At 40.8% G+C, this 14,294-nt stretch carries 12 protein-coding genes; 2 read left to right on the top strand and 10 right to left on the bottom strand.

All coding sequences use genetic code 11. The features are described 5' to 3' along the window. The 5 genes from MHB64_RS14820 to MHB64_RS14800 form a co-directional block, all read right to left on the bottom strand. Complete coding sequence (locus MHB64_RS14820) at positions 1–1,161, bottom strand: efflux RND transporter periplasmic adaptor subunit (RefSeq protein WP_341134723.1); 1,161 nt, start codon at positions 1,159–1,161, stop codon at positions 1–3. 20 nt (positions 1,162–1,181) lie between these two features. Continuing rightward, positions 1,182–2,015: a carbohydrate ABC transporter permease gene (locus tag MHB64_RS14815; protein WP_179281498.1), complete on the bottom strand. Its 834-nt coding sequence runs from the start codon at positions 2,013–2,015 to the stop codon at positions 1,182–1,184. Positions 2,016–2,073: 58 nt separating this feature from the next. Next, a complete protein-coding gene (locus MHB64_RS14810; protein WP_179281494.1) occupies positions 2,074–2,955 on the bottom strand; it encodes a carbohydrate ABC transporter permease in 882 nt (293 codons plus the stop codon). Between the two features lie 154 nt (positions 2,956–3,109). Next, positions 3,110–4,576 carry a DUF4179 domain-containing protein gene (locus MHB64_RS14805; protein WP_341134722.1) on the bottom strand — a complete coding sequence of 489 codons (1,467 nt, stop codon included), beginning with the start codon at positions 4,574–4,576 and terminating at the stop codon, positions 3,110–3,112. Between the two features lie 20 nt (positions 4,577–4,596). After that, a complete protein-coding gene (locus MHB64_RS14800; protein WP_341136079.1) occupies positions 4,597–5,091 on the bottom strand; it encodes an RNA polymerase sigma factor in 495 nt (164 codons plus the stop codon). Between the two features lie 184 nt (positions 5,092–5,275). Between MHB64_RS14800 and MHB64_RS14795 the strand changes: the two genes are divergently transcribed. Further along, positions 5,276–6,031, top strand: coding sequence for a DeoR/GlpR family DNA-binding transcription regulator (locus MHB64_RS14795; protein ID WP_341134721.1), 756 nt, complete (start codon positions 5,276–5,278; stop codon positions 6,029–6,031). 58 nt (positions 6,032–6,089) lie between these two features. Here MHB64_RS14795 and MHB64_RS14790 read toward each other — a convergent pair whose 3' ends face one another. The 3 genes from MHB64_RS14790 to MHB64_RS14780 form a co-directional block, all read right to left on the bottom strand. Further along, entirely contained in the window at positions 6,090–7,964 is a 1,875-nt protein-coding gene (locus tag MHB64_RS14790; protein ID WP_341134720.1) for a Gfo/Idh/MocA family oxidoreductase, read from the bottom strand. A gap of 146 nt (positions 7,965–8,110) precedes the next feature. Next, complete coding sequence (locus tag MHB64_RS14785; protein ID WP_341134719.1) at positions 8,111–10,495, bottom strand: polyprenyl synthetase family protein; 2,385 nt, start codon at positions 10,493–10,495, stop codon at positions 8,111–8,113. A 165-nt stretch (positions 10,496–10,660) separates the two neighbouring features. Then, positions 10,661–11,764, bottom strand: coding sequence for a saccharopine dehydrogenase family protein (locus MHB64_RS14780; RefSeq protein ID WP_341134718.1), 1,104 nt, complete (start codon positions 11,762–11,764; stop codon positions 10,661–10,663). Positions 11,765–11,892: 128 nt separating this feature from the next. On the opposite strand from MHB64_RS14780, the gene MHB64_RS14775 reads away from it, so the two are divergent. Next, positions 11,893–12,978, top strand: a complete 1,086-nt coding sequence (locus MHB64_RS14775; RefSeq protein ID WP_094874886.1) for a helix-turn-helix transcriptional regulator — start codon at positions 11,893–11,895, stop codon at positions 12,976–12,978. A 199-nt stretch (positions 12,979–13,177) separates the two neighbouring features. Here the strand turns inward: MHB64_RS14775 and MHB64_RS14770 are convergent, their stop codons facing one another. Both MHB64_RS14770 and MHB64_RS14765 read right to left on the bottom strand, forming a co-directional pair. Continuing rightward, a complete protein-coding gene (locus MHB64_RS14770; RefSeq protein WP_341134717.1) occupies positions 13,178–13,711 on the bottom strand; it encodes a hypothetical protein in 534 nt (177 codons plus the stop codon). 152 nt (positions 13,712–13,863) lie between these two features. Further along, a complete protein-coding gene (locus MHB64_RS14765) occupies positions 13,864–14,205 on the bottom strand; it encodes a DUF1801 domain-containing protein (protein WP_341134716.1) in 342 nt (113 codons plus the stop codon). Positions 14,206–14,294 lie beyond the last annotated feature (89 nt).

Below are 14,294 nucleotides of genomic sequence, written 5' to 3'. Positions count from 1 at the left end.
TTATTGCAGTCGAACTCGGTTCCCGTCTTCAAGAGGTTCACTACTTTCCAGAATAATTGAATCCTCCACATAGAGGACATCCGATTGAATCATCGTTTCTTTCTCGTTCTTTTCACTGGAATGAATACGAACTTTCTTAGCGACAAAAACATTGCCTAATGCCCCCCGCTGCTCGTCAACTTTATAGACAAACAAACCTTCGCGATCCTCATGAATAGCTTCTTTGGATAGGAGTAATCCCTCTTGGAGTGATCGTTTCTCGAATTTGACCCGAGCCTGTTCACCCCCTTTAAGTTCTAGATCAACGACTTTGATTCTCAAAGCCTTTTGAGGAATGGTTTGTGTCTTCCCCGAATCATTACTAGAAGAGCTATCAATACGTGACTCTGAATTCACAATTTCTTCGATGGAGCCACTTATGGTCTGGGCTTCTTGTCCATGGCTCATATCGACATCGACCTCTACCTTTTCTCCAGCAGAAATCCCTAAACTAGATAAATGTGCAGAATCCATAATAATATCTAATCTGTAACCCTGACTGCTGTTCGATACAATAACTTCCGGTTCTCCCAATGAAGTTAATCCTTCAACGGCATTCAGTTTTGAAATTAATCCATCAAACGGAGAAAATAGTTGTTTTTCGCTTGTTAGACGATTTTTTAATCCGCTAATCTTATTTTCCTGGGCTAAGATATCTAACTTACCTTTTTCGATATCACGTCTTGCATTTCGAATTTTGAATTCATCCTCTTCCAGCGCGGACTGAATATACTGATCTTGCCTATTCTGTTGATCAATTTTCAGCTTTTCCAAATTAGTTATTTCATCTTTCAATTCTTGCTCAGCCGTTTTGCTCTCATAGATAATAAGCTTTTGTCCCTTTTCTACACGCTGACCTTCTTTCACAAGAATTTGTTGCACCTTCAGTCCGGTTGTATTCGAAAGCTTAGCTTCAGCGAGTGGATGCAATATCCCACTAGCTTCAATCGTAAGTAACAGATTACCCTTTGTTGGTTTTTCAGTTCTCACTTTCGGCAACGTCAAAGACTGTATGGTGTTACTGAATACTGTGAAAAACAATAACAAACCCATAAAAACCATGAAGACGACTTGAATATTTCGTTTACGTCTACGATCAGTCGGCTCTATACCTAACTCCATATCCCGTCATTCTCCTCCAATCAACCTTTGATACCAGACAATTGAATGCCTTCAATAAAATACGATTCCGCATACAAAAATAGCATCACCATTGGAGCCATGTATAGTATGGATGCAGCAAAAGCAATGCCCCGCTCTTCTTCATTGATCCTCGATAAAAACACTGACAAGGGCTGCTTAAACGGATCTTCTAGAAAGATTAGCGGCTGCTCCACCATATTCCAATAATCAACGAACAATAATATAACGAGTGCTGCCAGACCTGGCTTAATCATCGGAATAATAATCTTGTAAAAAATCAAAAAATGTCCTGCACCATCCATTTTGCTCGCTTCGATATACGCGTAAGGTATATCCAGCATGAATTGTCTGAGCATAAAAACACCAAACGCTGCGAAAATTCCTGGTAATATAATCGCATATGAACTATCTAATATGCCTAGCTTATCTGCCATAATATAGTTCGGTACCAGCGTCACTTGGAAAGGCATAAGCATCGTTAGGACATAGATAAGAAACAAAGGATCTCGCCCCCGGAATTTCAGCTTAGAGAAAGCATAGGCAGCGAGTGCTGCTACCAATGTTTGTCCTGCAATGATGGGTACAACCAAGAATACTGAGTTCCAGAACATCGTCAGATATTTAGGGTTGTCTAGGAAAACCTTAGCATACTGCTCCAAGGACACTTGATCCGGCAGTAATTTTAAATTCACAAAGATAGCTTCTCTCCCTTCAATTACTTCGTTCATCTGCCCGATAGATCCATAATTGATCTCAATTTCTTTCTCTGTCATAAGCGAATTTGTGAATGTGATCACAATCGGGAATAATAATATGATAGCAATAACAGCCATGACGAGTGTTAATGCCCCTTTTCGTAACACTTTGACAACTGGCACAACCTTTTCACCCCTATTCCATGAATTGTCGATGCCTCCGCTCAATTGCAAACAATCCCAACACGATCAATAAAATACAACCAAACATTAAGGTCGCCGCGGCAGTCAGCTTCTGTACATCGAGTGTCATGAACATATTGTTCATATAATGCTGCAGTATGTAAATGCTGTCATGCGGATAATCACCTGCGATCAAATACGTTTCACGAAACACTTTAAATGAATTAATGATCGACATGATGACCACAAAAAACATCGAAGAGGTTAGATAGACCAGTGTAATACTGCGAAACTGGCGTAAGGGTCCAGCACCTTCAATTTGAGCCGTTTCATAATAATCCTTAGGAATTTGCTGCAATCCCGCTAAGAATAGAATCACGTTATAGCCTATGTTCTTCCATAAATAAACAACAATGATTACATTTCTAGCTGCATCCGTCTTCATCCAATCCACACGTTCGATACCGAAGTTGTTCAGCCAGGCGTTAAGCGAGCCATTCCAATCGAAAAGTATCTGCCAGATCAGAATGATAGAGACGACAGGTACGACAAGCGGCAACACGTATCCAGTCCTAAGCCAATTCCGAAAATATGTATTTTTATTCAATAACATCGCTAATCCTAACGAGAGTACAAGAATTAGCGGAACACTTATCGCGCTAAAATAAAATGTATTGGACGCTGCTTTACGGAAGGAATCGCTCTTTAATAACTCTCGGTAATTATCAAACCCTACAAAATGGCCCTCTATCGTGCTGTCCATAAAAGAATAGAATACGCCCATTACAAACGGTATAAGGTAAAACATCGCAAATCCGATACCGCTTGGTGCAAGGAACATCATTGCCGCTGAGATATCCTTACGGAGCCATTTCTTTATACTTGGGTTTATCATCCTTTCAGTAACCTCCTTCATGCACTTAGAATAAGAAAAACTTCTTAAAAACAAGTACGGTATATATTAAGTATTTCTTAAATTTCAAAGTGTGAAGTCTCTGCAATCACAAAAAAACCGTTGATAGATTTATCAACGGATGATTCATTGCTTCCTAATTCTTCGAGTATAACTCCACAGCCTGCGTATCCTTAATTGGATTTGAATATTTCTCTAACGTTATCGTTAATGGCTGAGGATAGTTCTTCGCTTCCGCGCCAAAATTATATCCAAACTCGTTCACGGCTGACCCATCCTTAGAAGTCGTATAGCTGCTGAAGCTGTTTGTGGAAGGTTCTCTATGATGTACCTTCCCTTTTGCGTCAGTAAAAGTCTCAGCAAGTCTAGTAGAGCGTTCTAAATATTGAGCATTCTCAATATTACGTCTTAGGAGGATTTCTCCTTCCTCTACGTTATTCTCTGGAGTTGGCGTGACTAACTCAAGTCCAGTTCCGGGCGCTTGAATAAGCTGATACTTGTTTAGATCCACGACAATTTTCATCTGGTCCTTTTCGACTGCCGAAATCCCAAAAGTCTTCAACGACACTGAATCTGGCTGACTACCCTTACTATGTTTGAACACTAACGTGAACTTGGAGTTGTCCGAATAGATTTCGGAATTGTCAGCGTTGATGGTATCCGGGTAATACAACTTATCAGTGGTGTCCCCTTTTTTACTAATCAGCACAGGATTAATCAATTGGAAAATCTGTTTATCATTATTCTGATCATACTCCAGATCTACATAGGTGCTTAGCGGAGAATACTGAACTCCAGTGATTTTAATCTTTTGTCCATCCACGGTCAGCGTTCCTTCTGTATTCAGAATCCGTTCTTGTGCTTTGAGCATGTCAGGATCAAGCTCGAAAGCAACATCAAGGCTAGTCCGATACTTATTACTACTGGATAGGAGTGCCTTATCTGAAGTTTCGGTAAGAATTATATTATAGTTTACTTTCTTAGGATATTTAATTGCTGGTGAAAGATTAGTGGAGTATATAAAATCCATAGACTGTCCAGGTTGAATTCGGCTTTCACTAGCGAGCATACTTAATGATGCACCTTTGTGAAGTGACGACTCCTTTATCCCTTCAAATTGAAGTCCAAAATCAGCGTGTATAACTACTTCGTCTGTATTGTTCTGAACACTGTATAGGACATACACCTTCCGTCCATCGGTAACTGCACCTGTCACATCTATTCGGTATCCCTTGTTTACCGCACTCTGACCTACAGGCATCACGAGATTCTGTTCAAGAGCACTGGCAAGTGCAGAATCTAATCTGGAGAATGTGCGATAAGCTTTGAAATCATTCGTAAGCTTAGTGCTAGCCGATTGTACTGAAGGTTGCAGCATTTCCTTATCCGGTAATCCGATTGTTGAATATGTAAATAGAAATGCAACTGCTGCAGCTGCAATCACGCCCATTCCTGTAGTATAGATCCGTCGCTTTTCTCGTTTTTTCCCCTCCGTAATTCCCTTTCTCATAGCGTTGTAGATTTTCATCTCCTGCATCGTTTCGACATTCTGTTGTACTTCATCAATGTTCTTACGAAGCATCCATTCTTCTTTTTCTGTCATTCCGTTCACCTCCAATATTACTATAGATAGCTCCGAAGCTGTTTGAGTCCCTCTCGCAGCCAAGTCTTAATGGTACCTTCTGGTCGTTTTAGCACTTTGGCAATTTCGATAGTGGTCATGTCATGGTAATATTTAAGCGTTACGACATGCCGATACTTAGGCTTTATCCGATTCATCGCACGCTCTAGATCAATTCGATCATTACTTTTCATTTCCCGATCCGCTTTCTCAATTATCTTTTCCGTAGGCACCACACGTTTTTTACGCCGAAGCTCATCCATACAGCAATTGATCGTTATTCGAATAAGCCAAGGTGTGAAGGACTGCTCATCCTTTAATTTTTTGCGTTTCATCCATGCTCTGCATGACGCTTCTTGGATCACTTCCAGCGTATCAGCCTCTGTTCGCAGATAACTATAGGCTATGGCATACATTTTTCGATGCTCCACATATAAACGACTAAAAAAAGCCTCTTCATCCATTTGCGCAAAATCTACCATTCTGATCTCATCCATTGTGTTTTCCACCTTCCACCACCCCCTCTGTCTTTATTCAGGAAGGAACATCCCCCTCATATCATATAAGTAAGACGGAGTTGACCGTAAAAACGATTGATTTTTTTCAAATTTATTTGTTATGTTGTAAAATAGTAACGTTATGTATATCCTTGAAAGCATTTTTGTGAAAGAAGGTGAATCGGTGCTAAAAGCTGACAGACAGGCATACATCCTGAAAAAAGTAGAGACGGAAGGCCGCGTTGTTGTCCAAGAATTAACACAAGAATTAAATGTAACCGAAGATACCATTCGAAAAGACTTACAAAGCCTGTCGAAGATGGGACTTCTCAAGCGAATTCATGGGGGAGCCCATAGCCTTATCAGCGACATGAAGGATTTCAATTCACGTGTAGAATTAAATAGCCAGACCAAAACGGAGTTAGCGAAACGAGCTTGCACTCTTATTGAGAATTCTAAGGTTATCTTTATTGATGGCGGATCTACGAATCTAAAAGTAGCTGAGAACATCCCAGAGTTTTTTGATGGAAGAATTATTACCAATTCCCCTTTGATTGCGTTATCGCTGTGCCGGTTGTCAAAAGCAAGTGTAACCTTGTTAGGTGGCGATCTTGATAAAAAGAACCAAGTTTTATTCGGAGCCTCAACACTTAGAGCGATTCAGCAAATTCATTTGGATTTAACCATCCTTGGCGTATCCACGCTGGATTCCAAAGTGGGCATAACCGTTCCCTCTTATGAAGAATCCATTATTAAGAATCAACTTTTTGAACAGTCCTCTATGGTTATCGCTATAGCTACGAAAGAGAAGCTGGAGAAAATATCAACTTTTTTTGTAGCCAATGTATCCTCATTAGACTATTTAATCACTGAAAATACAGTAGATCATAAGATTATTGATACCTATCAAAGACTTGGCGTTAACGTGGTTACAGTATAGACTATTCCTAATAATGCACAAAAAAAAGATGAACACCATTGAAGATTGTGCTCATCTTTTACAAATAACCAGAAACGTCACTCAGGTAAATTGTATTACCAGTCTTAACCGATTCTTCAACCGCCAGCATCGCTCGCAGGGTAGCCAACCCATCCTCAATCGTCGCCCCTACACCGGGCTTATGATGCAAAACAGAATCTGCGAAACCTTCAATCTGTAATCTATAAAAATGACCATCTGCTCCGAGCAGTCTGTGATAGCTGTTATCACTAGCTTTAAAAATTTCTACATCACTTGATTTTAGAGTCCAAGGATTATAAGTCTTGCCCATTACAGATCCAAACTCCCCATAAATTTGAAATCCTTCATGCCAATCCATCCGAACCGCAATGGTCAAATCCAATTGGGCTACAAAGCCACTTTCGAACTCCGCTGTAATAAACCAGCAATAAGCACCGAACTTTTGTGTATTCCACGCCTTAACACTTACAATATTCCCACCTAGATATCTTGCGGTATCAAACAAATGGCTTCCATGACCTAACATATAATAACGTTCCTTATTCGCTTTTGGATCTCCAGCCGGTCTCTTCATTTTGTTACCGGAGATGATTACTGGCTGAACATTCTCGGTGACCGTATATCGATAGGTGGAATCACAATACCAAGCTTTTAGGCCAATAATCTCACCCATTTCATGATCAACAAATTCTTTTGCAGCCACTATACCAGGGTCAAATCTCTTCATATTTCCCACTTGCACTCTGAGATCCGTATGATCCACAAGTTCTTTTAATTCCTCCGCTTCTTCGATCGATACACCCAAAGGTTTTTCTACCAAGACATGTTTCCCTGCTCGTACGGCTTGTTTTGCAGCCTCCACATGAAATTGATCCGCTATTCCGATAACTACAGCATCAACGTTAGGGTCTGCCAGCATTTGCTCATAGTCCGTATAAACCTTATCCGGTTCATAGATAGCATTCATTCTTTGGAGTAAATATTCATCCACATCACAGATCGCATATAGATTAGCATTACGTGATCTTTTAATGGAATCAAAATGAGCCGCCTGAGAAATCTGACCACAGCCTAGCACCCCAATATTCAACAATTTGTTGTTAAGGTACTTCAAAGCATACGTTACGTCATCTTCCTCTAACCCATGCATAATAACGGGTCCATCATAAGTTTTACTTAATTCATTCAGATATTCCTTTAAGGGTAAGTTCCCTTTACCAACAGATACAAAAGTGATCTTCTCTTCGGTTACAAAAGCATCTTTGCAATGGGCAATGGCAATGTAATCCTTCAGCGCTGTTAATGTTTTTTTGATTTTGCCAAGGAGGTCTTTATGATCCTTTGGAGTTACAAGATTTGCTGCATCGTACAGAAGCTTAAGATAAGGTGTGTCCAGATCTCTCAGTAGTCTTAAAGCATCCTCTGCCGTACTCACCACATTGGCTTGTTCAGGTTCAAATACTAAAGTCACTTGATTGGCTTCGGCAATTTCAAGCATCCAGGCAAGACTATCATGCAATAGCGACCATGCTCTCTCTGTATGATTCTCAGGATGAGGACTCCAAAAATCTTCTTGATTCAAACTTCCTGTAGAAATAGAAACAAACGGCACCGCTAATGCTGCTGCAGCTTCAACTACATTGTTAAAACATTGCTGGTTCTCGGATTTCTTCCCTTCATTCAGCTCCAGCGCATTAAAAGTTCCTGAGATCACAGCAATGCTAACCCCACTGTTCATGGTTGCTTCTTTGATTTGATGGATGATTTCCTGAGTAATTTCTTTAGGTAAGCTCGCCAACCCTACGTTAGCAAAATTGAATTGAACGGTACTCATCCCTTGGGCTTTGATTTTGTGCAAGGCGGTCTCCAGATCATCGTTCAAATATATTTTCGAGAAAATTCCCAGCTTCACAAGGTACACCTCCTTTACCCCTTCTTCAATCCATCATACACTTAGAAACGATTATAAACAATAAAATTCAATTAGTTTTATAATGTGAAAAACATAAGAAACCAATTAATAAAGTGCTGGCAATTATGCCAACACTTCATAATCAATTATCGATTTCGATTAATCATATAATTCAATAAATGCTTCAGAAAAGCAACATTACGAGGAATCTCCTTCAATGCTTCCATGGCGAGACAGTAGTGTTCCCACATCTCTTTTCGCGCACCATCGGCCCCAAGGATCGATACAAATGTCGAATTGTTATTCTCCACATCCTGACCGATCGGCTTGCCTAATAAATGATGATCCCCTTCCAAATCAAGCAAATCATCTTTAATCTGAAAAGCAATTCCCGCATGGTAGGCAAATTTTTTCAGAGACTGAATTTCTGACCCCTGCACCTGAGCAAGAATGGCTGGCATCACTAGTGAAGCTTCAAAGGCAATTCCAGTCTTATAGAAACAAATCATATTTAATTGCTCTAGTGTCAGCGTTTGTCCCTTAGAATTCAAATCCATCGCCTGCCCCATACAAGTATCTCCTGCTTTTTGGGCTGAATATTGCATTAAGGCAAGCACAGCTTTAGCATCAAAAGAATGAAGTGACGCCTGTTCCTCGATCGACTTCTGAATCAAAAACAGACCGGTTAATTCCGCCGTGGAGCTATTGTACACTTCGTGCAGCGTTGCACGACCTCTTCGGGTTGAGGCATTATCCTGGGACGGAAGATCATCGAAGATTAGGGAAGCCGTATGCATATATTCCAAAGATCGAAGAAGCGGTACAATTGCCGATTCATCAAGACCATATTCGTTAACGCCCATGACCCATGTTAATATAGGCCTTATGCGCTTGCCATCTCCTTCTAGACTATAGTTAGCCGCATCAATAAGCAGTTCTTTCATGGCTGGTGTCTCGTCTGGCTTGAATATCAGCAATTGGTTATTGACTTGATCACGGACCTTTTGAATCGTTTCTCGAAACTCCACTTTTTCCTTCTTACTGTTTTTTAAATTCAAAAGCAACTGGTCCCGAAGTAGTTTATCGAAAAAATCCACATCGTCCGCTTTCTGCACCAACTGCTGTACAAGTCGATTAAATTCTGGTTGACCCGAAGCGAAGATCTCCATGATCTCTTTATACTTTTCAATACCTACACGTTCTTTACAGCGCTTGAGACCATTGATGGCTCGATCTAATATGACCTCACGGGTTTTAGGATCAGATTGATACACCGTGTGTATTAAATGGGAGATGACCGTCCAGTATAGTTCAAAAGGGTTGATCAGATCTGAACGTTGACCACGGTATTTTAAATAATATGTATAGGGAGTTACCGCTCCCATTTCCATATCATCAAACATATCCGCAAAATCATCCGCGAGCTGATTGTAAAGCCCATAGAAGAAAGTACGTTGATCAAATCCGTCATCGGTTGGAGCACTAATTACGGATCGGACAATTAAACGGGAAGAAGAGGATTTTAAAATGATGGGTATAAAAAGTTCTTCATTACTGTATTCAGGGTTAGATAGATTCTTCATACGATCCAACTCCTGGGAATGAAAAAACACAAAGGACTGCTCGAAGAATGTATTCTGCATTTCTGGCCGCTGATATCCCCTAATATACTCAAAAGCCTCCTTGAGCTCCGAATGTACAAATCGAAGGAACGGTATATTCTCTCCGGACCATTCACCCAATTCCGGCACAACTCTATTAAGGATCGCCATGCGTATCATTTGAGAATATTGTTCTTTCTCAGGGTCGGTTAAGACACTGGAATCAAGAAGATCATCAATAAATGGATAAGTTAAGCCATACGAATAACCAAGCCTAATTGCTTCACCAATTCTTGCGGCACGCTCCACAGGCGATACTTTATCATCCATCTCTTCCATCACATGAAGAATTACTCCTATGATGATCTTTATCAATTTGCGCTGCGCTTGCTCAGGATTCATTTCCTTCGGAAGATGTGCTGACACCTGCTTAAGTTTGTCTATCACCCAAATCGTAGCAGTTTCAACGCCTTCCTTCTGAGCCCAACGATAAATCCCCGTAAAACTCATAAAATCTGACTGATCCCCCGAATTGGACGAACCCGGATGAATCATCTGATTTCTAATGTCGGCAACCATACGCTTAATTCGGATTTGTGTGTTCGGTGCATCCAAAGCTTGCCCCAGATCTCTCATATAAAGATAAGAAACGCTTCGATCCAAATAATCTTCCAATTTACCGGTTTGATTCAGCCATCCTAGATATCTATGGTAATCCTTTGAATCAGGTTTCCTTTTTCCTCTAGATAAAAAGGACAACCATGAACGACGATGAATGTGATTCTTCTTCCACAACCGAAAATCTTCAGTTAAGGTAGTCACGTAAGTTTTTTCTTTGAACTGTTCACGAAGAGATGTAAAATACTGAGCTGCCTTCCGCTCAGCGCTCGGGTATGCTGTATCCGCGTGATCTGTAAATTCTTCATTCATAGGTGATGACCTCAACTTCTCTTTTTGTTAACATGACCCATTAGGAAATCAGAATTTCTTCCTGAATGAAATGTTCATCAGTTAATACGGTCAAAACGCTCTTCGGTTACGAAAAAGAAGCCTGACTCATCAAGCTTCTTTCAATTTTTCTATACACAAATTATTCTATTTTGATTTATCTGTATTATGCTCCTTTACTTGGATGTCCAGCGATAGAGCTGCTCCTAATTCCTTTTGAACATAAGCTAGATCTGTGATCTGCTCAATATGATATATACCTCCCGGAAATGGTGAATCATACAGTAGCTTTGAGACTGCTGCAGTCACTTTTGCCGTAACGATGGATTGATTTTTCCCTTGCAGCAAAAGATCAGCAAACATGGGCTTCCCCTCACGATTTGTTCCACGAGCCTCAACCTTGATCGCGAACCGGTCACTACCTAAATGGAACCTCTCCATGGCGCGAACAATTGACCTATTCACCCCGCCTGTCTTCAGTAAACGAACGGCTTTTGTTATTTTAACTAATGCCAGTATTTTGGTAACAACGGCCGAATCTAGACAGAAACGTGTGGAGATGGACGATGCTTTGAGCGTTCGGGCAAGTGTCTGTTGATCTGAGAAGGGGAAACGATACGCATAATGGCTCTTTAAATTATCGCCAAAATGATACGATTTGCGGTCAGTGAAACTCTCCACCTCTACTAGACGATTATCCTGCTTCACTTCGAACGTTTCTCCTAAACTATTCACCGTCCATTCGATCGCTGCCTTCCCATGAGAATCACCAAGTCCGAGCATAATTGCGATTTCGATTTCTTCCGTTTGTTCTATCTGTCTTTCAGCTTCAAGTGCCATAAGATTGGTAATACCGGGTGCAAGCCCTACACTAAGAACAGCACTAGACCCATGTTGTGCAGCCAGCTCACGATATGCCTCAATTTGAGATAAAAACGGACCGCTCGCAGATACATCTACATAATGCGTTCCACTGCGAAAGCAAGCTTTTACAAAATCCGTATTCGTTTGATCCAAACACATAATAACTAGTTTCACTCGATCTAGTAAATGTGCAGGTAACGGCTTATTGATATCTAACTGCAACGGCTTAACTTTACCGTGTGTTGATTGACTGAACTGCTCTGCTTTTTCAAGACTTCTCCCGGCAGCAAATACTTTACCTGGGTACTTCTTCTCTAATATTTCACATATCGTACGCCCTACATGTCCATAACCACCAACGACAACAATATCTTCTTTATCCTGCATTTTATCACCGCATCCTATATAATAGAGTTAATTAATAATCATTCTCAATTATACGGATTTCGCTTTTGTTCACTATCCCACAAATGTGGGGGTTCGTTATACTACATTCATGACTAGAGGTCTACCCAATGAACACTAATAAACATTTCAGTCAAATAAAGAAACAAATCATTAAGCTAGGAATGGTTACTGATTCATCACATCACTACCGTACTTCCTTGTTGTCTCTTTTACGTGAAGCTGTTCCTTTTGATGCTGCTTGCTGTACTCATGTTGATCCACAGACATTGCTTTCTACGGGTGCAGTTACTGAAGATCATGTGGAGTCCATTCATCCCTACTTGTTCCAGAATGAATATGGGGAGGAGGATGTGAACAGCTATGAGCAGTTGGTTCATAGTAGAATTCTTGTCGCTACATTATACGAAGCAACCGAGCAGCAACCCGAGCGAAGCGCTAGATATCGAAAGGTTTTGAATCCAGCAGGTTTGGGGGATGAACTACGTGCAGTGCTAATTCTTGGAGGCGCATGTTGGGGTTATTTGACGTTGTACAGGAAAGCGGAGCAATCAAAATTCTTACCAGAAGAATATGATTGGATCGCCTCGCTCATCCCTCTCATTGCCACCAGAATACGTGCTTTCAGTCTTGAGCTTCCTGAGCGAGATGAGACTTGGCTTGATAATCATTATGGTTCCGGCATTGCTGTTCTATCTGATCAATTTGCTCTTCTCTCCTCCAATCCCACAGCGGATCGCTGGTTAGATAAACTTCGATCATTGGAAAAGATCGATGCTCATATCCTGCCACGGCCAATCCGTGCGGTTAGCACGCAAGCGCTCAACAGCCCCTCCGAATCAACGGGTCCTGCTAAGGTATGTATCCGTATGAATGAGGGTCCGTATTTAGTCATTCGGGCAAGCCGTCTTCACGCTTCCGACGGTCAGTTCCAGTGTGCTATTTCATTCGAACCCGCACGTCCAGCTGACATGCTTCCAATCATTTCTGAAGCATATCGTTTGACGGAACGCGAGCAGCAGCTATTACACGGTGTAATTCGCGGATTATCCACTAAAGAATTGGCTTCTGCTCTACATATTTCCGCATACACCGTTCAGGATCATTTAAAGTCTATTTTCAACAAGTCAGGAGTTAGTAGCCGTAGAGAACTTATTTGGTATTTGCATTCACGCTACAATATTATAGAAGCCTAGGCTGCTAAACTTTAGTCCTATGGCTGACTGACAAGCATATGATATAAACCATAGATACTACAGCTATTTAACACTTGAGATGAACATTATTTTTCAGAGAGCAAAATAAAAAAGTACCCTCTCTATCCGTTTAGATGAACGACCGGAGTGGGAACTTTTAAATGAAAACCTTATGCTCTGATCAAGTTACATAACGTTATTACTTCGTATCTATAGATATAGATAACGTCCCATTAGATTCAACTAAAGAAATTTTGGCGTTATCCGTCTGCCATACCTTACGAAAGTTTGTATCTTCGCCATCTTTTTCCGTATCTGTGGTGTTCTCTTCACTGTTAGTGGCAGGCTCTCCAAGCTGTTGCGTAATCTCTTCTGTTAATTCTTCCCTGCTAGCTTGTTCAAAATGAATAGTCTCTCCAATCACTTTTCCAGAGTCATCGTAGGAGACCTGAAGAGTTGCCTCGTGATTCACAATCTTCTCATCATATTCCCGTGATATAAGGGTAGCCTTCGTACCTTCATTATTAGGTGCTCCTTCGCCGAGTAATTGGACAACTTCAGCATCCTCTTTTCCAATCAGTGTGGCTAATGAGTCAAGCATATAGCTGCTCTCAGCTCCACTTGGTGCAGTAGTTGGAGGTGGAAGCTGAGATTTATCTGGTACTGGTTTTGAGCATGCACTAAGGGCAAAGGCCATAAGCAGTAACAAACAAGTTTGCTTTAATTTCTTCATGGGTTTCATTCCCTTCCTTGCTAGCTATTGATGTATTTTTCACAATTTATTCAACGATTATGTATGGATGGAGCAAATTCCACACAAAAAAAGACGATATCCCATGAAGTCAACTGACTTTGAGACACCGTCCTACATCATGAAACTATTCATTAAAGAGAAACTGAGGCTTGGCCGACCCAATTCACTAATTGAGCCATGTCCACGGTATCCCCTTTACGCAGTTTCAGTGTTTTTCTCTCCTGGGGGCCTTCAAATATCCCTTCTGGAAACACGAGCTCATTCGTATTAAAAATAACAAAGCTTACCGCATCTTTCGAAGTTGAAATAGCTGCTGCGTACTTACCATTTTTCAAAAAATGAGGCTTCTTATACTGAATTCGTTCCTGTACATCTGGGATTGCTTGGTGAACAACCTCTCGAAGATTAGTAGATAACTCCACCTGCCATGGTTCTTTTAACCCTTCAATAAAATCGATGACTTCCTGATTCATTATTCATCTCTCCTTTATGTACATAACAGTTAAAATTTTAGCATGTTTTCTACTACCATTTATTTCTTGCTCATTAAGTCAAAACCCTT

Origin of the sequence: Paenibacillus sp. FSL K6-2859 (genome assembly GCF_038008265.1) — a bacterium.
Lineage (GTDB): Bacteria > Bacillota > Bacilli > Paenibacillales > Paenibacillaceae > Paenibacillus_AQ > Paenibacillus_AQ nitricinens.
Note: the sequence above shows the minus strand (reverse complement) of the source record. Positions and strands in the feature narration are given on the sequence as shown.

Bases quoted from the DNA above. Each gene is read 5' to 3' on its own strand.
- MHB64_RS14775 (WP_094874886.1), top strand. From the start codon at position 11,893: ATGAACACTAATAAACATTTCAGTCAAATAAAGAAACAAATCATTAAG.
- MHB64_RS14780 (WP_341134718.1), bottom strand. From the start codon at position 11,764: ATGCAGGATAAAGAAGATATTGTTGTCGTTGGTGGTTATGGACATGTA.
- MHB64_RS14770 (WP_341134717.1), bottom strand. From the start codon at position 13,711: ATGAAGAAATTAAAGCAAACTTGTTTGTTACTGCTTATGGCCTTTGCC.
- MHB64_RS14785 (WP_341134719.1), bottom strand. From the start codon at position 10,495: ATGAATGAAGAATTTACAGATCACGCGGATACAGCATACCCGAGCGCT.
- MHB64_RS14810 (WP_179281494.1), bottom strand. From the start codon at position 2,955: ATGATAAACCCAAGTATAAAGAAATGGCTCCGTAAGGATATCTCAGCG.
- MHB64_RS14805 (WP_341134722.1), bottom strand. From the start codon at position 4,576: ATGACAGAAAAAGAAGAATGGATGCTTCGTAAGAACATTGATGAAGTA.
- MHB64_RS14815 (WP_179281498.1), bottom strand. From the start codon at position 2,015: ATGGCTGTTATTGCTATCATATTATTATTCCCGATTGTGATCACATTC.
- MHB64_RS14820 (WP_341134723.1), bottom strand. From the start codon at position 1,161: ATGGAGTTAGGTATAGAGCCGACTGATCGTAGACGTAAACGAAATATT.
- MHB64_RS14765 (WP_341134716.1), bottom strand. From the start codon at position 14,205: ATGAATCAGGAAGTCATCGATTTTATTGAAGGGTTAAAAGAACCATGG.
- MHB64_RS14800 (WP_341136079.1), bottom strand. From the start codon at position 5,091: ATGGATGAGATCAGAATGGTAGATTTTGCGCAAATGGATGAAGAGGCT.